Below are 25926 nucleotides of genomic sequence, written 5' to 3'. Positions count from 1 at the left end.
TTCAGTTTATTGCAGAGTGACTCGCCAAGTTAAATTGTTTGGTTTACCAACAATTCACTTGGGGTTTAATCATTTAACAGGTTTTTTAGGAGTAAGCGTGAGTTATTTAATGATGGACTTAGCTGGCTTAACCGTCAGTGAGGAAGAAGCAGGATTATTAATCCATCCCCAAGTGGGCGGAATAATTTTATTTACACGTAATTTTTCTAATAAAACACAGTTAGTTGAATTAGTTAAATCTGTTAGAGCAATACGCCAGAATTTATTGATAGCGGTTGATCATGAAGGTGGACGAGTACAGCGTTTTCGTGATGACTTTAGTGTGTTACCGGCTATGGGCGATATTCTACCAGCAGCAAGAGGCGATATCGCGTTAGCTAAAAGTTGGAGCCAAGAGCTGGGCTTCTTGATGGCCATAGAGCTATTAGCATGCGATATCGATTTGAGCTTTGCCCCGGTACTTGATGTTAACGGTATCAGTGATGTTATTGGTACTCGTAGCTTTAGCGCTGACCCTTCGCAAGTGAGTGAGTTGTCTGAGAGCTTTATTAACGGTATGAACCAAGCTGGAATGGCAGCGGTAGGAAAGCACTTTCCTGGGCATGGTAGCGTCAAAGCAGATACGCATGTGGCCATGGCTGAAGATACTCGCAGTAAAGAAGTTATCTTCAATCATGATATGCAGCCTTTTAAACAGTTAATCGCTGATAAACAGCTAAATGGTGTGATGCCTGCACATGTGGTTTATTCGCAAATTGACCCTAATCCTGCTGGTTTTTCTACCTACTGGTTGCAGGATGTTTTACGCACTCAATTACAATTTGATGGGGTGATATTTTCTGATGATCTTGGCATGAAAGGCGCAAGCTTTGCGGGTGATTATATTGGCAGGGCGCAAGCTGCGTTATCTGCGGGTTGTAATATGATCCTGGTTTGTAATGATCCCGAAGGTGTGAAAACCCTATTAACTGAATTTAGCTGGCCTGAGAAATTGTCTGAATTTAAATCGGCAATTGCGTTAAAAGCGGATATTGAACAGGTCATGCTGGCACTTGCAGAACCACTGCGGTGGGAGAATGCACAACAATTAGCAAAGCAAATAGTAGCGGCGAGCAGTACTGATTAATGCACTTATTAATGCATTTATTAATGTCCTGATGAATGTATTCGCGAATTTAGACATATTCTTTGTGGCTTAAATAAAGAAAAAGAGCTAATCAATTGATTAGCTCTTTTTTACATCAAACTTATTACCACTTACATCAAGCGCTAGCACGCAGTTACTCGCTATTAATCCGCACTATTTAATAAGCACTATCTAATCAGCAGCATCAATCGATAAGCTAGCGGGTCTTGTTTCTGATGGTTGTTCCATTTTTCTGATTTGCATAACAATGCCGAAATTTGGGTGGTCAAAATAATGGACTTCGCCGCTTCTTACGCGACGATTTTGTACCATTGGAATAGACTGTAAAAACGGACTCATCACTTTATCGGCATCAGTAGGCGTTGAGTACTGATAGTATTCATTTTGAACGACTTTCTTTTGAATTGGTTGACGCAAAGCCAAGTTTGTTTCAATAAACAGATAGTGGCTTAGGTAAATATTAATATTACCGTCTAGCTCCCAAACAGGCGATGTTTGCGGCTCGCTGACTAAACTTCCAAAGCTGCCGAAATTAGCGTTGAAATCAAAACTCGAAAACTCGTCATCTTGTAGTTCAGTAATCGCATTACCAGAATACTCAAACTCTTCAGAGTAGTCTTTACCTGCAAAAATTCTCATTGGTTTAGCACGATTACGAGATTTCATATCTTGCTGCCAAGTGATGTGAAGCAAGCTGCGTACATTTGATTCGCGGCGCACTGATTGAATGATCTCTGCAAACTCACTTTGCGATTCAGCCAGTAATACTGGACCATCGCCTAAGTAGGCTTGTTGAGGTTCTGCAGCAGCAATCGAAAAGGGCACCTGGCTTGGGAAAGTTGTTTTGTTAGCGCTGACTAACGGATCTTGGCAGTCAACTTCGCTGCTGGTCCAATCCGTTGAGGTGCAACCTGATAAGCCCAAAGCAACGCCTGTAATATCATTACTGATCATTGGCGTAATTAAGTCGACATTCTTACTATTGGGCGCCGCAGCAGTATTTTCTTGCCACTTTTCGACACTGTTAGTTTGTCTTTCAAATACATACACTTCAACTTCAAACCATGATTTAGCTTGGGCATGAATGGGTGTTGTGATTGCCGCTAAAGCGGCAATGGATAAAACAATATTACGCAGCACTATTTAGTTGCTCCAGTACGGTGTTTATGGAGTTGTTCTAATAACATCTTAATTAAGTCTAGTCGTTGCTTGCTGGTTTCTGCAGGCATAGTGAACCTTAACTTATTTGAGCCTTCCATTCGATAAATTTTTGGTTGGCTTTGTAATAAACCAATGATAAACATTGGGTCTATTTTATGGTCATCGCTAAATTCGATACTGCCACCTTTAGCGTGCATTTCAATCTTCGTTGCCCCTAACGCCGTAGCTTTATGTTTATATACGGTCAATTCCATTAAGTTCTTAGTCGGCTCAGGCAGCATGCCAAAGCGATCAATAAACTCAACTTTCAGCTCATCTATCATTCTTTCTGTTTCGCAGTTGGCGATACGCTTATAAAGCGATAAACGCATATTAACGTCTGAAACATAATCATCAGGTAGCAATGCAGGAATACGAAGTTCGACTTCACATTGTGATTTCAGCATGTAGTCCAGCGAAGGCTCCTTACCTTCTTTAAGGGCTTTAACGGCTGATTCAAGCATTTCCATGTAAAGACTAAAACCAATTTTAGATATATGACCGCTTTGTTCGTCGCCCAGTAATTCACCTGCGCCGCGTATTTCTAAATCTTGTGTTGCCAGCATAAAGCCAGCACCTAAATCTTCTAGTGCATCAATTGCTGCTAATCGCTTACGAGCATCTGTGCTCATAAGTTTAGGGTGTGGTGTCATCAAGTAAGCATAAGCTTGGTGATGTGAGCGACCAACACGGCCACGTAATTGGTGTAATTGGGCTAAACCAAATTTATCCGCTCTATTGATAATAATGGTATTGGCGCTTGGTACATCAATACCGGTTTCAATAATGGTGGTACACACAAGTACGTTAAAGCGCTGGTGGTAAAACTCTGACATTACTTTTTCAAGTTCACGTTCACGCATTTGACCGTGGGCTGATACAACCCGCGCTTCTGGTAGTAACTCGCGAATGTCTTGAGCACATTTCTCAATGGTTTCAACATTATTATGTAAAAAGTACACTTGGCCACCACGCAGAATTTCACGCAATATGGCTTCTCGTACTGTGGCGATATCGTATTCACGCACAAAGGTTTTAACCGCAAGGCGTTTTGCTGGTGGAGTGGCGATGATAGATAAATCTCGCATGCCCGACATCGCCATATTGAGTGTTCTTGGAATAGGTGTTGCGGTCAGCGTTAAAATGTCTACATTGGCGCGCAGGGCTTTAATCTTTTCTTTTTGGCGCACACCAAATCGATGTTCTTCATCGATAACCAGTAAACCTAAGTTTTCAAAATTAGCTTCAGCTTGCAGTAATTTATGGGTACCTATAACGATATCGACTTTACCGTCAGATAATGATTTGAGTACTTGAGTTTGCTCTTTAGCTGAACGAAAGCGCGACATGACTTCAATCACCATTGGCCAATCGGCGAAGCGATCTTTAAAGTTTTCATAGTGTTGCTGGGCAAGCAGGGTCGTTGGCACTAATACCACCACTTGTTTACCAGCATTTACGGCCACAAAAGCTGCGCGCATCGCGACTTCAGTTTTACCAAAACCAACATCACCACAGACTAATCTGTCCATCGCCATCGGTGTTTGCATGTCGGTGAGTACGGCTTCAATCGCGGTTTCTTGATCGACAGTTTCTTCAAACGGGAAACCTTGCGAGAATTGAGCATATTCTTCGGCATCAATTTTAACGGCATCACCAGGGCGCGCTTGGCGTCTTGCATAGACATCCAGTAATTCAGCTGCCACATCACGAATTTTCTCAATGGCTTTTTTCTTGGCTTTAGACCAGGTTTCGTTACCTAATTTATTGAGTGTTGGGTTTTCATCTGCGCCGACGCTATAGCGGCTAATAAGATGCAGTGATGACACCGGCACATACAGTTTGTCGCCTCCGGTATATTCAAGTTGCATATATTCAGCCACTAACCCGCCAGTATCAAGAGTGACTAGACCTTGATATAGCGCAACCCCGTGTTCTAAATGCACGATAGGATCACCGACTTTAAGCTCGGCTAAATTCTTAACTAGTACATCTGAACTAACCTGTTTTTGCTTTTCACGGCGGCGGCGCTGTGAGATACGTTGGCCAAATAGCTCGGTCTCACAAATGACACTAATATCGCCCTTAGGTGTGTCATGAAGCATGCAACCTTGTGACAAAGGTGAAACGATTAAACCAATGGGTTCTTTTGCGGCAATGAAGGCATTTAAATGGTTAAATTGCTTTGGTTTAATACCTATTTTACCCAGCAACTCAATCAGCGCTTCACGTCGTCCTTCAGATTCGGCACTGAAGACTAACTGGGTTTGAGATTGACTGTATTCTTGCAAGTTCAGTAAGGGTTGCTTGAGCTTATGGTTGGCGTTGATGTCAGGCAGTGTTGTAGCATTTGCTTGCTGAGATTTAGCAATAACCTCAATTTCACCTTCAGCATTTTTTGATGGAGTGGTGATTTGCGAGCGAGTGTAATTTTTAAAGGCAGCAAAAAGCTCATCGGTAAGAATGTATAGTTCTTGCGGTGCCAGTAGTGGTTTTAATGGGTCAACGCGGCGATCTTCATATCGTGCTTTAATCTCAACTAAATGATGTTCGCTCGCTTGCTCAATATCACCAAGGGTGATTAATTGCGTATCCTGGGGAATATAATCAAATAGATTGGCAGATTCTTCAAAAAACAGCGGTAAGTAGTTCTCAATACCTGCAGGCATGAGGCCACGACTGACTTGTTGATAAACTGATTCGGCTTCTTTTGATATCACTTCAAAACGGCGACGATAGCGTTGTCTAAAACCTTCAATTCCAGCAGCATCAGTCGGAAACTCTTTTGCTGGTAGCATTCTTATCGAATCAATTTCTTCTTTTGAGCGCTGAGTATCGACATCAAAATGACGGATAGACTCAACTTCGTCATCGAATAATTCAATGCGTAATGGCTCTTGAAAACCGGTAGGGAATATATCGAGAATAGAGCCACGAATCGCAAACTCACCATGCTCATAAACTTGATCAACCAAGTAATAGCCAGTGTCAGTTAGATGTTGTCTAACTTGTTGTAATTGATAGGTATCGCCTTTTTTTAATAACATCACGTTTGATGTTAAATAGGATTTAGGCGGTAACTTAACCATTAAGGTGTTCACTGGCACTATGATGACATTGTGCTGTGATTGGCTCATTTGGGCTAAAGTTTCTAAACGCTGGGAAATCAAGTCTTGATGGGGTGAGAAACTGTCATAAGGCAGCGTCTCGCGATCGGGGAATAAACAGACGTTGATTTCTGATTCAGCCAACAGGTAGCCCAGTTCGACTTCAAGCTGCAATGCACTTGGCGTGTCGCTGGTTACAATGAGGCTGGTACCTGAATGCTGCGAAATTAGGCTTGAAAGCGTAATAGCTTGAGAGACGCCTCCAAGTGTGGTTAAGGTTTGAAACTGTTGGCCTTTTTTAACACTTGGCGGTGTTAGAACGCTAAAATTCTTCATTGAATAGGTAAACTAACTTCTTTTATAAAGTGATAAATTCAGCAAGCGTGACTTTCCAAGCCGACGTTTAACTCAATTTGGTTAGGTGATAGTTGATTATCACCAAATTATGACAGCTATTATATGCAAGCTGATGACAATATGCAGGAAATAATGTGCTATTCCGCTGCTTGTTGGCGAATTTGTTTACGCTGTTTCAGCATTTTTTGCTGCACAGTTAAACTCGCTTTCACTAATTGTTCGACATCAGCATCTAAAATTTGGCTAAACTCCAGAGTGATATTGTATTGCGTCGTTTGATTATCCGCGCGGTTGTCATCGGCATCGGCAATCGCAACTGGTTGGCACTGGCTAACCTGGCATAAACATAGGATAGCAACTAGTTCACTACTGATATAAATAGAGGTTTTATAGTAATCGTCGACAGTTAATGGGCAATCAGATATCAGCGTAATGCCACTGCCACCAAAATGACTGCCATTAAACTGTTCACCTGCTTGCACTTCTTTTTCAAGCACATGATGCAATACTAAATCCACTTTACGGGATTGTAGCTTCAAAAAGTCGACTACTGCTTTAGCGTCATTATCTAAATTTCTTAACTGTAGCAGGCAAGTCGCCTCTAATTCTTTTACTTCAGACAGTAACTTAAGACCCACTGATTGCATTGAACGTAGGTCTTGTTCAGACGGAATACCTTTAGAATCAGACCAGCTTTCGAGATAAACTGAAAAGTCATGAGGCACGGTAAAGTATGCATTGGATTCAGTGAACAAGGTTTGCCTCTTTATTTATCAAACTAATACCCCTATTATCATGCCCATCTTAATGATTTAGCAAGTTTTAGGGTCTGTGTTAAATTAAACTGCTGCTTTTTATTCCTATAAACACCAAGGATGCACCTTTCTTTATGAATTTTCGGTTTTCACTATTCATGGGCTACCGCTATTGGCGGACACGTAAAGCCAATGCATTTGCTTCTTTCATCACTTTTTTTGCTGTTTCGGGCATTTTTCTTGGCGTCGCCGCGCTCATTATTGTCAGCTCAGTGATGAATGGCTTAGAAGGTCAGCTTAAAGAACGTATTTTAGGCGCTGTGCCACAGTTAACCTTGATTAATGATGCAGGCTTTACTGACTGGGAATCCCAAGCTCAATCGTTAACCTCATTACCGCAAGTACAAGGATTGGCCCCTACTGTTACGACACAAGCTATGGTGCAATCCAGCAAAAACATTAGCGCAGTGCAAGTGTATGGTGTTTTTCCAGAGTATGAGCAAAACTTATCGGCCATCGTAGCTAATACCTATTCAAGCGCATTTGAGCAATTAACCGCAGGCAGTTATAACATAGTTTTAGGCAGTGAACTGGCTCGAAAGTTATCGATTAATGTCGGCGATAAAGTCAGAATTTTAAGTGGCGATGGGGTGGTGTATTCACCGCTTGGCCCAGTGCCTAGTCAACGTAAATTTACTGTAGCGGGTGTTTTTGAAATGGGCTCGCAAGTTGATGGTGTGCTGGCCTATGTACATTATCAAGATGCTAGGCGTTTAATGCGAGTTAGCCCGAGCGAGATTAACGAATTACGGGTCTACTTAACCGATCCATTCACCGCACCTGAAATGGGTGTCACGCTAACCGAGAAGTTAGCCTTACAAGACATTGATATTGAAACTAGCGATTGGCGCGATGATTTTGGCCATTTATTTGCTGCAGTCAAAATGGAAAAAAATATGATGTCGCTGATGTTAAGTTTAATCGTAGCCGTTGCCGCGTTTAATATTATCTCGGCGCTGGTGATGATGGTGATTGATAAAACTGCCGATGTCGCAGTGCTTAAAACTCAAGGGTTAACCACCCAATCAGTGATGAATATCTTTATCGTGCAAGGATCGCTTAATGCAATAACAGGATTAGCATTAGGGACTATTGCTGGCATCGCTATTACCTTTAATTTGAACTCCATCCTAAATGTATTAGGTATATCAATACTTGGAGTGGGACAAAACTTACCCGTCGCCATTGCCAGTCAGCAAATTATCGTCATTATTGTCGGCACTTTAGTGATGACATTACTTGCCACCATTTATCCCGCATTAACGGCTGCGCGCGTGCAACCTGCAACCGCCTTGAGACATGAATAATGAATAATAAATCCTCTGTAATATTAGAAGTCAGTGACGTGAGTAAACAGTTTCATGATGGTGAAACCACCACCAAGGTATTATCGAGCGTTGATTTAACGGTTTATAAAGGCGAGCAGCTTGCCATTGTTGGGACGTCAGGTTCAGGCAAGAGTACATTGCTGCACATTATGGGTACGCTAGATATACCGACATCAGGCACAGTGATGCTTGACGGTGAAAATCTTTACCAGCTTAATGCATCAAGACAAGCTGAAGTCAGAAATAAAGACCTAGGCTTTATCTATCAGTTTCATCATTTACTCCCTGAGTTTAGCGCGCTTGAAAATGTGGCGATGCCAGCATTTATTCAAGGGCGAGATAAAAAACAAGCGTTAGCAGAAGCCACAGCATTACTTGAGCGTGTCGGACTTGGTCATCGCTTAGAGCATATACCTGCGCAACTGTCAGGCGGCGAACGTCAACGCGTTGCCATCGCCAGAGCGTTAATCAACAAACCTAAATTGGTATTAGCCGATGAACCCACTGGTAATTTAGATGCGAGCAGTGGTGACAGCGTTTATGAGCTCATTCGCGAACTTGCGCAGCAATTAGGCACAGCGTTTGTTGTGGTCACTCACGACTATAAATTAGCTGCAAAAATGGACCGTCAATTAACGATGAAAGACGGCGTTTTACAGCATGTAGCGGAAGATAAATAATGAAATCATTGTTGCCACTGATTATTGGTTGGCGTTTTTACAGAGCAAGGCAATCTAATGGTTTTATTGGATTTATTTCATTTGCATCGACGGCAGGTATTGCACTGGGTGTTGCGGTATTAATTCTTGTATTGTCGGCCATGAATGGTTTTGAAAGAGAGTTAGAGCAACGTTTACTAGGGGTTGTGGCTCATGGCGAACTGTTAAGCGTGAATGAGCCATTACATGATTGGCAAGGCATTGCTGAAACAGCCAAGAGTATTCCTGAGATTGTCGCCACTGCGCCTTTTATTAAGATGCAGGGATTGGTACAAAAGCCAGGCGGTTTTCAGGGGCTTGAATTGAATGGTATCGATCCTGAATTTGAGGAAAAGGTCTCTACCATTGATGAATTTATGTCTCTAGACGCCTGGGCTTCATTATCTGCGCAAACCAATAATATTGTGGTTGGCCAAAGCTTACTCGATAAGCTTGATTTAGATATTGGGGATACATTATCTATGTATACCCCTGACATGGGTCAAACCAATAAACTCAGCGCCGCCAAAAGTCATCGCTTTATTATTGCCGGTGTTTATGATTTGGGCGGAGAAATTGAATCCACTCAAGCTTATGTGTCATTGCCTTATCTTGCTGAGGTATTAAAGCTGCCAGTCGGCTCAGTAACAGGTTTGCGTATAACCGTTAATCAAGTATTTAGTGCACCTCGCATTACCCGAGATTTAGGCTATTCACAGAACCAATATTTACATTTGAATAATTGGACCCGATCCCAAGGGCATTTATACCAAGACATCCAACTTGTCAGAATGGTGATGTACCTTGTACTGGCGCTAGTGATTGCCGTGGCATGTTTCAATATCGTATCGACTTTGGTGATGGCAGTTAGAGATAAGAGTGCAGAAATCGCTATTTTAATGACCATGGGGCTTAAACGTGCCCAAGTCATGGCGATATTTATTATGCAAGGGGCGCTTAATGGAGCTCTGGGTTGCACTATTGGCGGCGCGATTGGTGTGATATTAGCGCTAAACCTCAGCGCTTTTGCTAGTGCAGTTGAACAGTTGCTTGGGGTTAAATTACTTGAGTCTGATATTTACTTTATTGATTTTTTACCATCGCAGTTACAACAGCAAGATGTCATTTTTGTTGTCGGAATGGGCTTTGTAATGAGTTTGTTGGCGACGATTTATCCAGCTTATAAAGCGACTAAAATCGCACCAGCAACCGCATTAGCTGGCCGTTAATGGTATTTTTAGTTAGATGAATTTTAGTAATGACTAGTATTGAGTCAGAAATTATTTAAAACGCGCATTAGCGCGTTTTTTTATGGGCGAATGGGGATAAGGGGTTAGTCAAACAAGGTTTTAAAACTGTCCCATATTCCTAATGACGTATTGGGAAACAAATCAATTCCTAAGGCTGATTTTAATAGGTACAACATTAACAAACCAATGAGCATACTGAAAAGGATGAACAAACTAATTGAGCCGAACATCATTAGCATTGATAGGTTCTTTTCTCGACGAGTATAAGCGCGTTTGTTCTTCCCTAATAAGAGTACGTAATAAAAACGCCATTTTATAAAAGGGAACTTGAATGTACCGCGACTATCGAGGAAGTGCCCGCCCCAGGTGTTAGGCCCTAATGCTTGCTTAATGGCTTTGAGTTGCTCATTGGTAAAGCTGTCAGCAATATGAGAGGGTGAACGCTTGAGCACTTTTTCGATAAGGGGATCTTGTCTAATGCTATCTAGCTCTGCTGTTTGAGTGTTTTCTTTCGTTGCATCAGACTTGCTTTGCAGCATATTTTTCCCATTATTATCAAAGACAATAGAATTGGTAGCACTATTCGCGTGTGGTACTCGTATCTAGTATCGCACTAATATAAATTTAGCATAGAATAACGTTAACGTAGGTCAAAAAAGCAATATTAACCGACAAGGAATTCAAATGGATAAAGTCAATTCAGTCATCGACTTCTGGTTTAAAGAAATTGATCCTACTCAATGGTTTAAAAAGGATTTGCAGTTTGACCTATTAATCACATCACGTTTTGGGAAGCTTCATCGGCAGGCAGTTGCAGGCGAATTATGGTTGTGGCGTCAATCACCTCAAGGTCGGTTAGCTGAAATCATTGTGCTTGATCAGTTTTCCCGTAATATTTATCGCGATAAAGCTAACGCATTTAGTGCTGATCCAATGTCTTTAGCATTGGCTCAAGAAGCTTTATCACGTTCAGACGATACATTATTAACCGCAGTTGAACGCACATTTTTGTATATGCCATATATGCACAGTGAATCATTAGAAATACATCAACAAGCACTGAAACTGTTTAAAAATAATGGGCTGGAATCTAATTATCAATTTGAATTAAAACATCTAAAAATCATTGAAGAGTTTGGTCGATACCCCCACCGAAATAGCCTATTAAACAGGGATTCCACCGCAGAGGAATTAGCCTTTTTATCCCAACCGGGGTCTTCTTTTTAAATGGCTCGTTTATTTGATTGTTTGATTGTTTATTAACCCGCAACCATATGCCACAGAGCCAGCGAAAGCTTTTTAAAAAAGCCAAGATCTCCAATAAGGAACATTTAGCTTTGGACAAATCTGTCATTGTTTAAATTGATTTTCAGAGATTTTTTATTGGATGTTACAGTAAAATGCTAGCCAAGTTTGACTAGAAACTATCTCTATAACATCCGTTACAAACTACAGCTACTGGTGAGTATTTCTTAAAACTATCGGTTAGGATTTCAGTTTAGCGATCACACCAAACGAAGAGTCATTTAATTCATCGGTATCAAAGCCATTCACTATTTCTATTATCTCGAAACCATTATCCGCAAGCTCATTACGAATACTGGTATGTGTAAAATATTGCATCCAATTATAAACATGCCAGATACGTTCTTCTTCGATAATGGTGTAGTGATCTAGCGAGGTACTCTCATCTTCATAGCGAAAAGCATTATGAAAAGTATGGTACTTATTGTTTGACCAAAATTTATTCATATAATTGGTTGCAAATGAACAATGTTCAGTGAACGCTGAGAATACACTTGTAGAGAAAACGTCAAATACGAAAGTCCCATCAGGCTTTAGAGAATCGCGTATCTGGCTATAAAGCTTTTGACGATGGGTAGGCGAGAGTGCACATAAATCACAATAGATTAATGTAACTAAATCTTGCTCTGAAGGTAACGGTTTTTCCAGATAGTTTGCAACTTGATAAGTAATGTCTAACTGGCGTTCAGATGCTGATTTTTTGGCATATTGAATTGAATTATTAGAAAAATCGACACCATGAACCTTTGCCCCTAAGGAAGCGTATTTTTCCGCATATAAACCAGGGCCACAACCAAGATCACAGATCGATTTACCATTCAGTTCAAACATCTTATCTAGCCAGGTAACAACTCTATCTATCGCAATCAAAGGTCTTGATGCCATCGGTGTTTCTTGGCTTAAATGAGCCTGAAGCATTTGTTCTGCAAGGTGAGGTTCTGTCCATAATGTATCGGTAGTATAAACGGAGAACACTTCTGGTTTTTTCTGTATTTGGTTTAATTCTTTGAACATTTAATAAAATCCTAATATTTGCGAATAATTAATAGCGTATATTGATTAAAGTACATTCTAGAGGGATGTGAGGTCACGGTATTGAATAAATCGGACAGGGTAGATAAATTTTTAAGGACAAGCGTAGTCATTAATAGATTTAAGGCTTATTTTTAAAGCAGAGTATCTGTATCAAGCGCTTTTTGTAGTTGGCTAGGTGTTTGCCCCATGTAGCTTTTTATCTCTCTTGTCATGTGAGCCTGATCGGCAAAACCACAATCTAACGCTATGGATGAAACGGCATAATCAGGAATATTTAAGCAATCAATCGCCCGCCTTAGCCTAATTATGGATGAAAACTGTTTTGGGGATAAACCGACTGCATTGGTAAACACTCTATTAATAGTGCGTTCAGATATTTTAATCTGTTGAGCAATTTCATTGATACGTGTAATACCTTGAGCTTCGTGAATTAAACATACGACATCTGCAACCATTGATGATTTAACTTGCGATGATGCTTTACTAACATGTTGGTTAATATTCGTAATTAGTCGAGTTACGCTACTTTTATCCTTACATACTTTTTCTGCCCAAGGGATATATTGCACTGCATCTTTTCCGTATTGCAGATGACCAGAAATTTTAGATAGCGGTATATTTAGAAAAATACCTGCTGAGCCTGCTCGCAGTCGAAGTCCGATGAAGCCTTGATGCGCAGTAACTCTTAATGGGTGAGCTTTAGTAAAAGGAGGTGATATAATTGGTCTAATATTACTTAACTCACCCCCTGCACGAACATCAAATGTAAAAATAATGTCAGACCTGCCATCGGGTACGATATGGTGTAACTTGTCTTGAACATTGTAGTAAGTCCAAATTGCTTCGACACTTTTATTTTCTAGCGCATCAATCTCAATTTCATTGAAACCAATTTTAAAATCCATAAAGAGCTCTGTCATCGATTATTAAAACCATTATAAGGCATTAGTCTAGAGTAAAATATACCCTTACGCTTAGTCGCGCCCTTATTCCTAGTATATCCACGATTATGGAGTATAAGCTAAGTGATACCTCTATATAGTCGATATCGGTGACATATTTTACGTTTTCAAATGTATGCTGAGGAGTTTTATTTTTACTCGCTGCACAGACCTCTTAGCATCGCCAGGTAATTATAAATATCAAAATTTTGGAGGATTATCTGCTTTATTTGTACTCGTTTTTAAGTATTGACTCTTAAATTCCAACGCTTAAGCCGTGGCGTTAGACTTCATTGGTTTTTTGTCTAAAAAGCTTGCCAGTCGCGCATTCTATTCCATTTTTTTGTTGCAAAGCCTATAAATATCATCGGTTGTTAGCTGTAAGGGCAAGGTTGTATGGCTTGTGTTTTAGAGCAGTGTTCGAATTGGATTAACATTTTTATATCAGTGGTTTATATCAGTGGCTTATGTCGAGTTTTTCATCGTAAATATAATAAAGTGGACAGGTAAATTCTACGTAATTAAAGAGGCAGATGTTAATGGTTAGATTTAATCATCATAACCATTCAAACATAATCAAGTCGAGACGGACTTGATCAATCAATGCACTTTTGGGCGTAGCGTAATAAAATTAAATCATCATTTCCGCTCAGGTTATGTTGTACAAATGGATTACCAAATATGCTGCTACTTTTACCTGAATGTAAGGTGATAGGTGAGCTAGTCTTTACGTCATCAAGGTAAATATCACTAAATAAGTTACTGTAATATTTTATAAAACTAGGTATTACCAATTCAAACTCTGACGAAATAGTCTGTATGAATTTAAAGATGTTTAACTTTATTTGTTTATCAATAGCCACAAGGCTAGCAATTTTGAATAAACCGTTTTGTGCTGCACAGAAAGCAAGGTGGCCAACAAGTGAGTTGTTGTAGTAAAAGCATACCACTTTCAGTTTTTTAGACTCAATGTGTTCCAATGTTTCTTCAAAATGGAAGCCACTATGTGCTTTATGTGCTTTAAAAATGACTGACTTTTGATCTTCAGACATTTCTTCATACCAAAATTCTTTAATTTGGTTAATATTGTAATCATAGATATTACTCATTTCTGCATGGGTTGAACGCAGTTTTTGAGCTTTCTTGAGTACTTTCATTTCATGATCATCATATTGATAATCTTGTTTGAAAAAGTTAGCTAAACCGACTCTTCTATTTAATGAAGGCTGGATAGTGCCTTTTTCCCACAGACTGACCATAGACTGATTAATATTTTTAAACAGGCTATGGTTATTGGCTAAGTCATCTGCCAACGCTTGCTGTGATAATCGATATGATTTTCTGTACTGTCTGAGTACATTTGAAAAATTGCTTTTGTTGAAAACTGTACCTAAAACCTGACTTTCCACGCTCTCGCCCCTTAATACATATGTTAAATTTTACTGTGCTTCGAGTAAGTGGTGCGGATTTTAGTTAACATGTGTGACAAGGGCTACTTATAGCAACTATAAGTTGTGCTAATATTAATTGGTGATAATCAACCGTTAGGCGTTATGTACCAAAAGTATTCAGAACAAGTAAATTTAAATTATTTACGCATATTTAATGAGTTGTATATAACTCGAAGCACCACATTGGCTGCTGAAAAGTTAGGTATTTCGCAATCTGCTGTTAGCCAAATCTTGTCAAAATTAAGACAAGTTACAGGTGATCCTTTATTTATTAAGGGGCAGGGCAAGCTAGTACCCACAGTTCGTGCAAATAGCATCGGTCAAGGCTTGGCTACCCAACTTGGGATACTAGAACAACGTTTATTCGCTGAAGATTTTTTTATACAAGAAGAGTTTGATGGCGAAATTTGTTTTGCGCTTTCTAGTCCGTTGTTCGATGTACTTGCATTACCATTAGTTAAGTTGATTAATAAATTATTTCCTAAAGCGAAAGTAGACTTTGTCCATTGGAATGATCGCACCATAGAACAGATTATTAATGGCGACGTTCACATCGGTTTAAATTTCTTTCCAATCCCTGCACCTAAAGAGATCAGACAGATCCCACTGGTAGAAACGTTACCAGTGTTTGTTACAAGTGAACCAAGCAGTTGGATTGAAGATGGGATGGAGCAAAGCCAGTTTAGTGAACATACATTTGCGGGGATGATGGTGAGTGGTATTAACCGTATTCAAGCCATTCTAGAAAATAATGACCGCATGAAAGGATTTAAGTTTCGATATCGTTCAGAAAGTCAGGTTATTTTGGCTGCACATTTACAGAGTGAAAAAAGTGTGGTGCTCATAGATAAGCTTTCTGCAAAATATTATGAAAATCATCATATCTATCAAGCGCCTGAAAAACTTCTACCATTACTTCCTAGCAGATTAAGTTACTCACTTTATTACTTGCAAGCTAATCACCATCACCCTATTTATACTGACTCTGAAAGTATCATAAAAAAGTTGATTGTAAACTTGCTAGAGCAAGTTGATATTATTCCAAATAAGAATCTAGGCTAGATGATGACTGTTTAGGTAATTTGCTTTCGATTTACAGGTGATAATATGGGCATTAAAAAAGGTATTAATGAATGTCATTAATACCTTTTTGTCGCTAAGTCGCGAATGAGTTATTTCACGACGTTATATTTTCGTTAATAATGCAATTCAAAAACGCACTTATTTAAGCGTTCATTTTAGCTCTCATTAAGCGAAATATCTTAGTTAGATTTTAACCATTAGCTTGCCTTTGTTAGCGCCAGTAAAGAATAAGTTTAATCCATCAATTGATGACTCTAGGCCATTGAGCACGTGTGAGCGATGTTTTATCTTTCCTTGCAGTACGTAAGGAGTTAGCTTCTCTAAAAGACTTGGAACTTCACCAAAGTGATCTGGCATTGTAAAGCCTTGAACTGTGATACGTCTTTTTAAAATATTCATCCAGCTAGGGCCTGGTGCAGGTACTTGCTTACTGTAATCAGCAATAAGGCCGCACACCATGACACGTCCATGAGGATTCATTCTTTCCACAATAAGGTTTTGAATTGGACCTGCGGTGTTTTCAAAAAATAAGTCGATGCCGTTTGGTGCATATTCAGCTAGCTTGGCATCTAAATCATCTGTTTTATAATTTATTGCAGCATCAAACCCAAGTTCATTGACAATCCAATCCGCTTTCTCATCACTGCCTACAACACCAATGACCGTTAGGCCATCTGCTTTAGCAAGTTGACCTACGATTGAGCCGACAGAGCCCGCTGCGCCAGTAACAATAATGGTTTCACCCGCTTTAGGCTTACCAACATTAAACAAGCCTTGAGTCGCTGTTAATCCAGGTAAAGCGAATACGGATAATATGGCTTCGTCAGGTAACGGAGCGTCAACCTTATTTAAACCTTGGCCGTTACTGTGAAAATATTCTTGCCAGCCCATCATCCCCATAACACGGTCGCCAACTTTAAAATCAGGATGATGACTTTCTACAACTTCACCGACACCGCTACTACGCATCACATCACCTAAGTTTACAGGCGGGATATAACTATCAGTATCAGGTTGCATCCAACCAAACATCGCAGGGTCTAATGACATGTGATTCTGTTTTACTAAAATTTCGCCAGGCTTCATAGTAGGCATTGGCTTTTGCACAACTTCAAAAATATCTGCAGTGATAGGTCCACCTTGTGGGCGTTTGACGAGGTTGATTGCTGTAAAAGTGCTCATTGATAATTCCTTGTGTTTATTACTTTTATTTTAACGTTGAATGAATTATTGCTGATATTTTTGATAAGATATAGTGGCTAAAAAGCGATACTTTATTGCTTTTAAGACAATAGTGAGAGTTTGATGGATCAATTAAGAGCACTTAAATACTTTGTTAAAGTGGTAGAGCTGGGCAGTTTTACGCAAGCAGCTAAGTCGTTTTCAGTACCCGCTTCTTCATTGTCCAGGCGGGTAGCCGATCTTGAAAACTCCCTTGGGGCGACTTTATTAAAGCGTTCAACCCGCGCCGTAAGTTTGACTGAGATTGGCCGAGAATATTATCAGCAAGTATCAAGCTTGCTAAATCAGCTTGAACAAAGTAATGAAGCAGTAAGAAGTTATCAAACTGAACCTATGGGAAAATTGCGCATTAGTGCCATGGTTGGTTTTGGCCGTGAAAAATTGTTGCCTTTAATGGATGAATTTTCAAGGTTATATCCTAAAGTCATTTTGGATATTGAGCTCAGTGATGCGCTATCTTCCGTTGGACGTGATGATGTGGATGTTGCCATTCGAGGTGGTTACGCCCCAAATGATCGAGTGGTCGCAATTAGATTAATGGACAATCAGTTTGTCCCTGCAGCTACTGAGCAATATCTTAGTGATCACGGCCTGCCAACTCATCCCCATGAATTGAAAAACCATAAGGGATTATATTACCGCGCGCCTAATGGCAAAGTTCCTTGGTTAAGTTTTATTGATAATCAATGGCATGATGTATCAGCGCCCGCAGCTGTGATTAGTAATGCAGGTGAATGGCTTATTGAAAAGGCACAAGAACATCAAGGTATCGTTATGATGCCTCGCTGGGTATTAGCACCATTTTTTGAGTCAGGTAAATTGAAAGAACTGGTTTTTGAGCCACCTTTATCAGCGTCACAAAGTGATGATTTTGGGGTATATCTTATTTATCAAAAGCAGCGTTACCATGTGCCGAAAGTAAAAGCGGCGGTTGATTTTCTGGTTGCTAGAATTAAGCATGGTTAGTTAGATACGATCAGTTGAATATGACCAGTTGAATATGACCAGTTGAATATGACCAGTTGAATATGACCAGTTGAATGTGGTCAGTAAAATACGGTTAGATAATTTACATTTATCAATGGTCGAATAAGGATTGTTATGACAGTTTCTCTACCAATATTAAATACCGAGCGACTTAAGATTAGATCGTTTCGATATGATGACTTAGTTGCATTTACTGCCTATAGAGCAGATCCGGTAATTGCACAATACCAAAGCTGGGAATCATATGTCTTTGAAGATGCTAAAGGTTTGTTTGAGGGGATGGATTACAGCTTGTTTGGCCATGCTGGAATGTGGTTTCAATTAGCTATTGTTGATAAATCAGATATGCTTATTGGCGATGTCGCACTGCATTTTATTGATGAACAACAGATGGAAGTTGGTTTTACTATTGCTAATAAATATCAACAGCAAGGTATCGCTACAGAGGCAATGTCAGCAGTGATTGAGTATTTGTTTATGGAGCTGAACAAATATCGTATCACGGCCACAACAGACGCTGAAAACCTTGCATCTATGGCATTACTTGAAAAGCTTGGCTTTAGAAAAGAAGGCCATTATTTAAAGAATGTTTTCTTTAAAGGTCAATGGGGTGATGAGTGTGCCTATGCAATGCTAAAGCAAGACTATGTAATTAAGAATGAGGTCTAGTTAAACAATGGCTTGTAATGATTGTCAGGAGTCTATTTTTAAACAAAAAATCGGTCGCTGTAAGAGCTGTATGATGCAATTGACCGTGTTGTCATTAGTGAGTTGGCCATTATGGTGGTGGCTTTATGCAGAAGATTTATACCGTGTTGAATCTATCGCATTAGTCTTTTTTTGTTGCGCTTTTACTGGGCTCTTGAGTGTGCATTTATTGGTGTTGTCGTATCGTAAAATGATGGGTTTAACGTAAATTTATATCTTTAATAAACTCTGAATTAGGGCCACAAAAAAGTCAGCGTTTAGCTGACTTTTCATTATTATTTTTAACGCCTTATTAGAAGACTAGTTTCTTTTATTCCATTTAAATAAAATCGAATATTTCCAGAGGCTATTAATCACAAAATATCCGACTAGGGCAAAAATAAGCCCAAGGACAATACAACCTAATAGAAAAGGCGGCCCAATAGTGCCAATTGAGCTTTCTACCCACTGCCAACTTGCTTCGAATACAAATTCAGTCGTTTCTTGCCCTAGAATTTTTGACCCAAGAATATAAGCCGCGTAAAACATAAACGGCATGGTGATGGGGTTTGTCAACCAAACTAAAGCAACGGAAAGAGGGATATTAACATTAAAGAATATCGCCAATCCTGCAGCAAAAAACATTTGAAAAGGGACTGGTAGCCAAGCGACAAATAGTCCAACGGCAAATGCACCAGGTGCCGACTTTCTATTTAAACTCCACAAATTAGGCTTATCCAACAAGCTTCCAAAAATACGTAAATACTTGTGGTTACGTAAAGTTTCAGGCTTCGGCATAAATCTTTCTAATAATTTTTTTGGCATATATGCGATTACTGTCTTTAATTAATCAATGATAAATCGATTTATATATGGATTCTGCGCCAGTATCCTTGTTAGCAATTTGTTGCCAAGTTTACTTCCATTGTGGATAGTGGCGTTATTGGTTGTGATTGGATTATTTACCTTAAAGAAGTGGCCATTTATCAGTGGCGTTCTTTATGGGGTATTATGGATTTCTCTCTGTTTTTATTCATTATTCTCTAAGCAAGAATCTGAAATTCCAGTCACAATTCAATTTAAGGCACAGATAGTATCACTAGTTAGCAAAAACAGCGACTGGATAAGTTTTAATGTTCGTTTGCTTTCTGAGCAACAGTCTATTTACACTCGCTATTATAGGCTTAATTGGCAAAAGCCGCCTGAAGTGAAAGTGGGTCAAATATGGCAATTTACAGCTAGAATGAAGCCCATTACCAGTCCGATAAATCAAGGGGGCTTTAATCAACAAAAATACTTTCTTAGTCAACATATTGTAGGTAAGGGGAGTGTTAAAAGTTCACAACTGATTGAATATGATAAGACAATAAGGCAAACGGTCATTGATAAGGTTACTCCTATATTAATGCTTTCAAGACACTATGCCATTATTCGTGCATTACTGTTTGGCGATAAAAGCGGCATAACATCAATGCAATGGCAAACATTAAGGCAAACTGGTACGGGTCATTTAGTGGCAATATCAGGTTTGCATTTGTCCGTAGTCTTTGGCCTGTTCTGGTGGTTTTCTCGACTGATATTATTGAATTTTTTCCCTGTTTCAAATAGAAGAAATCTTGTTGTGGCGGTGATATTGGCTGCAACTGTTGCTATGTCTTATGGATACCTTGCAGGGTTGGCTATTTCAACGCAGCGGGCGCTAGTGATGTTGATGATGATCGTGCTTTTAACTCTGTTTAAGCAACATGCTTCTACTTGGCAGAGGTTGATATGGGCACTATTCGCGGTAGTTATTATTGACCCATTTGCCAGTTTAAGTGCAGGTTTTTGGCTGAGTTTTAGCGCACTGTCGATCATCCTGTTTACGATTGACTATGTTGGCTTTGACTCTAAACAAACAAATGACGCGAAAAAAAACAATGATGTTAACCAAGTTGTAGCTGCTGATAAGTCCGATCATGACAACAAATCGAATAGTGAAAATAGCTTTTCTTTAGCGCAGTTCTTATCTGTAAAAATAATGCGGTTTGCTGAACATATATCAATATTATTGAAGAACTTTTGGGCGATACAATGGCGATTGTTTCTGGCACTTGGGGTTATTCAGGCATTGTTGTTTGGCACTATCTCTATCCACAGTATATGGATTAATTTTTTAATGGTGCCTTGGTTCAGCATTGTTGTTATCCCTTTGTGCATTTGTACCCTCGTGATTGGTATTTTACTTTTGCCTATTCCTCAGATCATTAGTCTGCCCATCACAACAACCATGTTGAGATTAACTGATCTCAGTTTAGATCCTTTTCAAGCACTGCTCTCATCTAGCAGCGAATTACCATTTAATCAGTTCCACATTTCAGACGAGTTTACCCTTGGTCTATTGATGTTTATTATGGGGATATTCCTCATTAAATGGGCTGTTAATAACCATTGGCGAGTGTGCTTCGCAATATTATGTCTCCCCCTTATGCTGCAACTTCTATCTTTATTTAACGTTGATACCACCTCAACTAAGCAGGCTGCCTGGAAGATGCATATACTTGATGTGGGTCAGGGAATGGCGGTGTTACTGCAGCAAGGTCATCGAGGTGTGTTGTATGACACTGGCGCAGCTTACGGTGACAGTTTTAGTTATGCCCAGAGGGTTATTATTCCTACGTTAATCGCTAAAGGTGTGACAGATCTCGATTATTTAATGATCAGCCATGATGACAATGATCACTCTGGTGGGGTAAATGCTATTTTGGCGCAGTTTGATGACGTGACTCTTGTGAGTAATTTACCTGAGTTTAATCAACAAGGAGTGGACAGTATTGAATGTGATACTGGTCAGTTTAATTGGATGAACCTTAATATTAGTATTACCAGTAATCCATTAGCAACAAGTGACAACAATCAGTCTTGTATTGCTTACATCAATGATGGCGTTAATCGCGTTTTACTGGCTGGTGATATCGAAAAGAAAACAGAACAATACTTGGTTAACACGGGTGAGATAATGGATGCAGATATTTTACTGGTACCACACCATGGTAGCCGCACTTCTTCATCAGTATTATTTATTGAGACTGTTAATCCTGAAGTGGCTATTTTCACTGCGGGATTTGCAAACCAATATGGTTTTCCCAAAAATGATGTTCTTCAACGCTATCAACAACGAGGAGTTAAAACACTTGTCAGCGGTCAATCTGGGCAAATAAGTATAGATTTTACACAGGCAGGTTATCAAATTCGGTTATATCGTACAGATATTGCGCCATTTTGGTATAACGCATTGTTTAGATTTGGTGAGAAAGTTAAAGCAGAGTAGAATATTGCCTTTGTTTGCTATTCAAGTGCTAGTGTAATCAATGACAACAACTAATAATGAAATGTCGAGCGTATTCAAACGTCTCGTAACTTATCTTGTCCCGATGAAAGGGATGTTCCTGTTAGCGGTAATGGCCTTATTAACCTACGGCCTAGTTGATGCTGCGTTTATTGCCTTCATTAAACCGTTTATTGATGAAGGTTTTAGCCAGGCACCATCTGTCGTCGGAGGGGTTGAAGTACCCACACATGGTGGTTTCAATGCCAACAACGACATTATGGTTATGGCGCCATTAGTGGTGATTGGCATGTTTACCCTACGTGGCCTTGCTAACTTCGTTTCGACGTATTGTGTTTCATACATGAGTTCACGATTGATCATGGATATGCGTCAACAAGTATTTGAGCATTATCTTCGCCTGCCTGTTAGCTACATTGACCGTGAAAACAGCGGTAATCTCATTTCAAGAGTGACGTTTGATACTGAACAAATCGCTAGGGCATCAGGTAGTGCATTAATATCCATCGTACGTGATTCAATCACTGTGGTGGGTATGTTAGCAATCATGTTCTATTACTCATGGAAACTGTCGCTATGCATTCTCGTCATTGGTCCGCTAATGGGTATTGTGATTAGTGTTGTGAGTAAACGTTTCAGAAAAGTGTCAAAACAAATTCAATCAGCTATGGGCGGCGTAACAGCAACAACAGAGCAAATGATCAAAGGGCATAAAAACGTATTAGCCTTTGGTGGTCAAAAAACTGAGGTTGAGCGTTTCTTTAAAGTGAATGACACCAATCGTCATCAAAATATGAAGCTGGCTGTAGCCCAAGCAATTAGCCAACCATTAATCATGGTCATTGGTTCATTTGCTCTAGCTTTTGTACTGTATGCTGCGACTTTCCCAAGCTTAAAAGCCGATTTAACCGCAGGAACATTTGCTGCGATTTTAGGTGCCATGATAGCAATGCTTCAACCAATCAAAAATTTGACCCGCGTCAATGCTGAATTCCAACGTGGTATCGCTGCTTGTACCACTGTTTTTGCATTGTTAGATACGGCGCCTGAATCAGATGAAGGTCAATTTGAAACGAAACGTGTTAAAGGTAACTTGAAGTTTAACAACGTGACGTTTAGTTATCCTGAGCAAGAAAGATCAGCATTAGCCAATATCGATTTTGAAGTAAAACAAGGTAAAACTATTGCTCTTGTCGGTCGTAGTGGTTCTGGTAAATCGACAATCGCGAGTTTGATTACACGTTTTTATACTGGCGTTTCAGAAGGGGATATCACCTTAGATGATGTCAGTATTTATGATTACAAATTGAAATCACTACGTAATCAAGTCGCGCTGGTTTCACAACAAGTGACCTTATTTAACGACACTATCGCCAATAACATTGCTTATGCATATCCAGGTGAAGCGACTCGTGAACAAATTGAACAAGCTGCCACACTTGCTTATGCAATGGAGTTCATTGAGACATTACCTGAAGGTTTAGATACTCAGGTGGGGGAGAATGGGGTGTTACTTTCTGGAGGACAACGTCAACGTATTGCCATTGCTCGTGCGATGTTACGTGATGCTCCAGTACTCATTTTAGATGAAGCTACATCGGCATTGGATACAGAATCAGAGAAAGCCATTCAAAAAGGCTTAGATAATTTACGTCATAATCGTACTTCGATTGTTATTGCGCACCGTTTATCAACCATTGAAAGTGCAGATGAAATTTTAGTGGTTGATCAAGGTAAAATTGTCGAACGTGGAAATCATACAGACTTAGTCGCGCAAGAAGGCATTTATGCCAACCTCTACAAAATGCAATTTGGTAATTAAATGCAGGCGTTAGTCAATAAAGTTTGGTATGGCTCACATCCAGCTAAGTGGTTTTTACTACCACTGAGTTTGTTGTTTTGGTTTATTTCAAGCTTACGACGTTGGGCTTTCAAATTCGGCATTAAACAGGCTGAAGTGATTGATGTTCCTGTCGTCATTGTGGGTAATATCACTGCTGGTGGCAGTGGTAAAACCCCAACGGTTATTTATTTGATCAATTTACTTCGAGATCAAGGCTTTAAACCAGGGGTTATTAGCCGCGGTTATGGTGTTAGCATTGATGGTGTTAAAACTGTCATAGCAACAGATAAAGCGGCTGAAGTGGGTGATGAGCCAGCAATGATTGTTGCTCGTACACAAGTTCCTATGGTTGTTGGTGCTAAACGAATTGATGCTGCGAGACATTTACTCGCTGAATTTAATGTTGACATTATTATCAGTGATGATGGCTTGCAGCATTACGCGTTAGCCCGGGATATAGAGATAAACATCCTTGATGGCCTGCGAAGGTACGGTAATCAATGTTTAATCCCAGCAGGGCCTTTGCGTGAAGGTTTATGGCGATTAAATAGCATAGATTGGGTTTTAAACAACGGCGGTGAAGTTCAAGGCTCTGAAGTCGCAATGAGTTTACTTGCTTCAACGCTTAAACCCGTCAATCCTGATTTGAATATTGAGTGGCAATCACAGCCTGCAATTGCAATGGCGGGTATTGGTAATCCACAACGTTTTTTTGATAGTTTAGTGTTACAGGGCTATACATTGATGGAGTCAAAAGCATTTGAAGACCATCAAGCATTTGACGAAAGTGAACTAAAACGGCTTTCACAGCAGTATCCATTAATCATGACTGAGAAAGATGCGGTTAAATGTCGCGATTTTGCACAAGATAACTGGTGGTATTTACCTGTAAATGCGAAGCTTAATACAGATTTTGATACAGCTTTTTTGAATAGACTTAACCAAGTCATTAAAGATAAACAAGGAAACCTCCATGGCGTTCGATAAAAAATTACTTGAGATTGTGGCTTGTCCTGTTTGTAAGGGAACATTAGAATTTGACAAAGAAGCCGATAAGTTGATTTGTAAAGCAGATAAATTAGCTTACCCAATTACTGAAGGTATTCCTGTTTTACTTGAAAATAGAGCCGAGCCAATCGAGTCTTAAGCTTTATTTTAAATGATAAAAATTTAAAAGATAAAAAAAGCGCCTATATAGGCGCTTTTTTATGTTTATCATTCTAATTTATAGGCTTTATTGGTGATGACTATTTAAGGTCTTTATACAAAGTATCAATCCATTTCTTTTCAGTAATGAAATTCCAGCCCCAATCTTTCCACTTGTCATCCATACCTTTGGCATGAATTTGCTCAAGTGATTCACCTTTTTCAATGTTTTCTGTCATCCAATTTATTGATTCATCTAGCATATGTTTGAATTTCAGTAATTCTTCTTTATTCGCTAAATCGCCATGGCCAGGTATCACCTGGGTTTTATTATCAATTAACCCCAATACTTTAGCGACATTGTCGCGATAACCCATTATCGAACCACCGCCGTTTAAATCAACATAGGGGAAGCGGTCTTTAAAGAACAAATCACCCATATGAACGATATTGTCATTTTTCCAAAAAACAACACTATCGCCGTCAGTATGACCCGGTCCAAGATGCTTAACGACGAGAGTGTCGTTATTAAAATGGATAGAGATATCTGAAGAGTAGGTGATAACAGGTAGCGCAGATTTTGGCGTGTCTTTGTCTGCACTGAGTCTTTTAAGCACATTATCGTGGGCAAAAATAATCCCTTGTTCACCAAAGTGGGCATTGCCGCCAGTGTGATCGCCATGATAGTGGGTATTGATGACGTACTTTGGAGTGCCAGTTTGGATTTTGTTAAGTGACTGACTGATTTTATTAGCAAGAGGGGCAAACTGGTCATCGATAATTAAAATACCATCACTGCCAGCCGATACGCCAATATTACCGCCAGAGCCGACAAACATATAAGCACTGTCAGAGAGTTTATTCGATGTGATTTGTACATCTTTGAAGCGGTCATCATCAGCAAACGAACTTGATGTGATCAATGATAATGCTAGTAAACTTGTTTTTATTTTGTGCTTCATTTTTGGTTCCTGTA

The 25926-nt window shown here is 39.6% G+C and carries 23 protein-coding genes; 13 read left to right on the top strand and 10 right to left on the bottom strand.

What is annotated here, in order from left to right; genetic code table 11:
- Positions 1–97: 97 nt before the first annotated feature.
- A complete protein-coding gene (gene nagZ / locus FPK91_RS05130) occupies positions 98–1126 on the top strand; it encodes a beta-N-acetylhexosaminidase (protein ID WP_144208925.1) in 1029 nt (342 codons plus the stop codon).
- A 192-nt stretch (positions 1127–1318) separates the two neighbouring features.
- On the opposite strand, the gene FPK91_RS05125 is transcribed toward nagZ, so the two are convergent.
- The 3 genes from FPK91_RS05125 to FPK91_RS05115 all read right to left on the bottom strand — a co-directional run bounded on the left by FPK91_RS05125 (position 1319) and on the right by FPK91_RS05115 (position 6566).
- Positions 1319–2287 carry a peptidoglycan binding protein CsiV gene (locus FPK91_RS05125; protein ID WP_144208922.1) on the bottom strand — a complete coding sequence of 323 codons (969 nt, stop codon included), beginning with the start codon at positions 2285–2287 and terminating at the stop codon, positions 1319–1321.
- Positions 2287–5790, bottom strand: a complete 3504-nt coding sequence (gene mfd / locus FPK91_RS05120) for a transcription-repair coupling factor (protein WP_144208918.1) — start codon at positions 5788–5790, stop codon at positions 2287–2289. The genes FPK91_RS05125 and mfd overlap by 1 nt, the downstream gene beginning before the upstream one ends.
- 158 nt (positions 5791–5948) lie before the next feature.
- Positions 5949–6566 carry a hypothetical protein gene (locus FPK91_RS05115; RefSeq protein WP_144208915.1) on the bottom strand — a complete coding sequence of 206 codons (618 nt, stop codon included), beginning with the start codon at positions 6564–6566 and terminating at the stop codon, positions 5949–5951.
- A 134-nt stretch (positions 6567–6700) separates the two neighbouring features.
- On the opposite strand from FPK91_RS05115, the gene FPK91_RS05110 reads away from it, so the two are divergent.
- Genes FPK91_RS05110 through lolE form a run of 3 tightly spaced genes read left to right on the top strand, consistent with a single transcriptional unit; the run spans position 6701 to position 9881 of the window.
- Positions 6701–7933, top strand: a complete 1233-nt coding sequence (locus FPK91_RS05110) for a lipoprotein-releasing ABC transporter permease subunit (RefSeq protein WP_144208912.1) — start codon at positions 6701–6703, stop codon at positions 7931–7933.
- Positions 7933–8634 carry a lipoprotein-releasing ABC transporter ATP-binding protein LolD gene (gene lolD / locus FPK91_RS05105; RefSeq protein ID WP_144208909.1) on the top strand — a complete coding sequence of 234 codons (702 nt, stop codon included), beginning with the start codon at positions 7933–7935 and terminating at the stop codon, positions 8632–8634. The genes FPK91_RS05110 and lolD overlap by 1 nt, the downstream gene beginning before the upstream one ends.
- Positions 8634–9881: a lipoprotein-releasing ABC transporter permease subunit LolE gene (lolE, locus tag FPK91_RS05100; protein ID WP_144208906.1), complete on the top strand. Its 1248-nt coding sequence runs from the start codon at positions 8634–8636 to the stop codon at positions 9879–9881. Before lolD ends, lolE begins: the two co-directional genes overlap by 1 nt.
- Before the next feature lie 104 nt (positions 9882–9985).
- On the opposite strand, the gene FPK91_RS05095 is transcribed toward lolE, so the two are convergent.
- On the bottom strand, positions 9986–10441 hold the full coding sequence (locus FPK91_RS05095; RefSeq protein WP_144208904.1) for a hypothetical protein: 456 nt from the start codon (positions 10439–10441) through the stop codon (positions 9986–9988).
- Positions 10442–10586: 145 nt separating this feature from the next.
- Between FPK91_RS05095 and FPK91_RS05090 the strand changes: the two genes are divergently transcribed.
- On the top strand, positions 10587–11129 hold the full coding sequence (locus FPK91_RS05090) for a DUF924 family protein (RefSeq protein WP_144208901.1): 543 nt from the start codon (positions 10587–10589) through the stop codon (positions 11127–11129).
- A 258-nt stretch (positions 11130–11387) separates the two neighbouring features.
- On the opposite strand, the gene FPK91_RS05085 is transcribed toward FPK91_RS05090, so the two are convergent.
- From FPK91_RS05085 to FPK91_RS05075, 3 genes are all read right to left on the bottom strand, one after another.
- The gene (locus tag FPK91_RS05085) at positions 11388–12221 is read right to left on the bottom strand and encodes a class I SAM-dependent methyltransferase (RefSeq protein WP_144208898.1); all 834 of its coding nucleotides are present in this window, start codon (positions 12219–12221) and stop codon (positions 11388–11390) included.
- A gap of 152 nt (positions 12222–12373) precedes the next feature.
- Positions 12374–13147: a helix-turn-helix domain-containing protein gene (locus tag FPK91_RS05080; protein WP_144208895.1), complete on the bottom strand. Its 774-nt coding sequence runs from the start codon at positions 13145–13147 to the stop codon at positions 12374–12376.
- A 632-nt stretch (positions 13148–13779) separates the two neighbouring features.
- Entirely contained in the window at positions 13780–14592 is an 813-nt protein-coding gene (locus FPK91_RS05075; RefSeq protein ID WP_144208892.1) for a helix-turn-helix transcriptional regulator, read from the bottom strand.
- Positions 14593–14697: 105 nt separating this feature from the next.
- On the opposite strand from FPK91_RS05075, the gene FPK91_RS05070 reads away from it, so the two are divergent.
- Positions 14698–15696, top strand: a complete 999-nt coding sequence (locus tag FPK91_RS05070) for a LysR family transcriptional regulator (RefSeq protein WP_144208889.1) — start codon at positions 14698–14700, stop codon at positions 15694–15696.
- Positions 15697–15900: 204 nt separating this feature from the next.
- Here the strand turns inward: FPK91_RS05070 and FPK91_RS05065 are convergent, their stop codons facing one another.
- On the bottom strand, positions 15901–16899 hold the full coding sequence (locus FPK91_RS05065) for an NADP-dependent oxidoreductase (RefSeq protein ID WP_144208886.1): 999 nt from the start codon (positions 16897–16899) through the stop codon (positions 15901–15903).
- 123 nt (positions 16900–17022) lie between these two features.
- Between FPK91_RS05065 and FPK91_RS05060 the strand changes: the two genes are divergently transcribed.
- The 3 genes from FPK91_RS05060 to FPK91_RS05050 all read left to right on the top strand — a co-directional run bounded on the left by FPK91_RS05060 (position 17023) and on the right by FPK91_RS05050 (position 18862).
- Positions 17023–17925, top strand: a complete 903-nt coding sequence (locus tag FPK91_RS05060; RefSeq protein ID WP_144208883.1) for a LysR family transcriptional regulator — start codon at positions 17023–17025, stop codon at positions 17923–17925.
- Between the two features lie 135 nt (positions 17926–18060).
- Positions 18061–18615 (top strand): GNAT family N-acetyltransferase, encoded by a 555-nt coding sequence (locus FPK91_RS05055; RefSeq protein ID WP_144208880.1) that lies wholly within the window; start codon positions 18061–18063, stop codon positions 18613–18615.
- 7 nt (positions 18616–18622) lie between these two features.
- Positions 18623–18862 carry a DUF3624 domain-containing protein gene (locus tag FPK91_RS05050; RefSeq protein WP_144208876.1) on the top strand — a complete coding sequence of 80 codons (240 nt, stop codon included), beginning with the start codon at positions 18623–18625 and terminating at the stop codon, positions 18860–18862.
- A gap of 92 nt (positions 18863–18954) precedes the next feature.
- Here FPK91_RS05050 and FPK91_RS05045 read toward each other — a convergent pair whose 3' ends face one another.
- Positions 18955–19458 carry a DUF2062 domain-containing protein gene (locus FPK91_RS05045; RefSeq protein ID WP_144208873.1) on the bottom strand — a complete coding sequence of 168 codons (504 nt, stop codon included), beginning with the start codon at positions 19456–19458 and terminating at the stop codon, positions 18955–18957.
- An 82-nt stretch (positions 19459–19540) separates the two neighbouring features.
- Between FPK91_RS05045 and FPK91_RS05040 the strand changes: the two genes are divergently transcribed.
- Genes FPK91_RS05040 through FPK91_RS05025 form a run of 4 tightly spaced genes read left to right on the top strand, consistent with a single transcriptional unit; the run spans position 19541 to position 24951 of the window.
- Positions 19541–21943 (top strand): DNA internalization-related competence protein ComEC/Rec2, encoded by a 2403-nt coding sequence (locus FPK91_RS05040; protein WP_158638065.1) that lies wholly within the window; start codon positions 19541–19543, stop codon positions 21941–21943.
- 40 nt (positions 21944–21983) lie between these two features.
- Positions 21984–23783, top strand: coding sequence for a lipid A export permease/ATP-binding protein MsbA (gene msbA / locus FPK91_RS05035; RefSeq protein ID WP_144208866.1), 1800 nt, complete (start codon positions 21984–21986; stop codon positions 23781–23783).
- Positions 23784–24791, top strand: coding sequence for a tetraacyldisaccharide 4'-kinase (gene lpxK / locus FPK91_RS05030; RefSeq protein ID WP_144208863.1), 1008 nt, complete (start codon positions 23784–23786; stop codon positions 24789–24791).
- Positions 24778–24951 (top strand): Trm112 family protein, encoded by a 174-nt coding sequence (locus FPK91_RS05025; protein ID WP_144208860.1) that lies wholly within the window; start codon positions 24778–24780, stop codon positions 24949–24951. Before lpxK ends, FPK91_RS05025 begins: the two co-directional genes overlap by 14 nt.
- A gap of 100 nt (positions 24952–25051) precedes the next feature.
- Here the strand turns inward: FPK91_RS05025 and FPK91_RS05020 are convergent, their stop codons facing one another.
- A complete protein-coding gene (locus tag FPK91_RS05020) occupies positions 25052–25912 on the bottom strand; it encodes an MBL fold metallo-hydrolase (RefSeq protein ID WP_144208853.1) in 861 nt (286 codons plus the stop codon).
- Positions 25913–25926 lie beyond the last annotated feature (14 nt).

Source organism: Shewanella donghaensis, assembly GCF_007567505.1.
In the GTDB taxonomy this organism is placed as follows: Bacteria; Pseudomonadota; Gammaproteobacteria; order Enterobacterales; family Shewanellaceae; genus Shewanella; species Shewanella donghaensis.
This window is presented reverse-complemented; position numbering and strand designations above follow the sequence as displayed.

Excerpts from the sequence above, each read along its gene's own strand:
- mfd (WP_144208918.1), bottom strand. The coding sequence starts at position 5,790 with ATGAAGAATTTTAGCGTTCTAACACCGCCAAGTGTTAAAAAAGGCCAA.
- FPK91_RS05110 (WP_144208912.1), top strand. The coding sequence starts at position 6,701 with ATGAATTTTCGGTTTTCACTATTCATGGGCTACCGCTATTGGCGGACA.
- lolD (WP_144208909.1), top strand. The coding sequence starts at position 7,933 with ATGAATAATAAATCCTCTGTAATATTAGAAGTCAGTGACGTGAGTAAA.
- lolE (WP_144208906.1), top strand. The coding sequence starts at position 8,634 with ATGAAATCATTGTTGCCACTGATTATTGGTTGGCGTTTTTACAGAGCA.
- FPK91_RS05095 (WP_144208904.1), bottom strand. The coding sequence starts at position 10,441 with ATGCTGCAAAGCAAGTCTGATGCAACGAAAGAAAACACTCAAACAGCA.
- FPK91_RS05090 (WP_144208901.1), top strand. The coding sequence starts at position 10,587 with ATGGATAAAGTCAATTCAGTCATCGACTTCTGGTTTAAAGAAATTGAT.
- FPK91_RS05085 (WP_144208898.1), bottom strand. The coding sequence starts at position 12,221 with ATGTTCAAAGAATTAAACCAAATACAGAAAAAACCAGAAGTGTTCTCC.
- FPK91_RS05080 (WP_144208895.1), bottom strand. The coding sequence starts at position 13,147 with ATGGATTTTAAAATTGGTTTCAATGAAATTGAGATTGATGCGCTAGAA.
- FPK91_RS05065 (WP_144208886.1), bottom strand. The coding sequence starts at position 16,899 with ATGAGCACTTTTACAGCAATCAACCTCGTCAAACGCCCACAAGGTGGA.
- FPK91_RS05060 (WP_144208883.1), top strand. The coding sequence starts at position 17,023 with ATGGATCAATTAAGAGCACTTAAATACTTTGTTAAAGTGGTAGAGCTG.
- FPK91_RS05055 (WP_144208880.1), top strand. The coding sequence starts at position 18,061 with ATGACAGTTTCTCTACCAATATTAAATACCGAGCGACTTAAGATTAGA.
- FPK91_RS05050 (WP_144208876.1), top strand. The coding sequence starts at position 18,623 with ATGGCTTGTAATGATTGTCAGGAGTCTATTTTTAAACAAAAAATCGGT.
- FPK91_RS05045 (WP_144208873.1), bottom strand. The coding sequence starts at position 19,458 with ATGCCAAAAAAATTATTAGAAAGATTTATGCCGAAGCCTGAAACTTTA.
- msbA (WP_144208866.1), top strand. The coding sequence starts at position 21,984 with ATGACAACAACTAATAATGAAATGTCGAGCGTATTCAAACGTCTCGTA.
- lpxK (WP_144208863.1), top strand. The coding sequence starts at position 23,784 with ATGCAGGCGTTAGTCAATAAAGTTTGGTATGGCTCACATCCAGCTAAG.
- FPK91_RS05025 (WP_144208860.1), top strand. The coding sequence starts at position 24,778 with ATGGCGTTCGATAAAAAATTACTTGAGATTGTGGCTTGTCCTGTTTGT.
- FPK91_RS05020 (WP_144208853.1), bottom strand. The coding sequence starts at position 25,912 with ATGAAGCACAAAATAAAAACAAGTTTACTAGCATTATCATTGATCACA.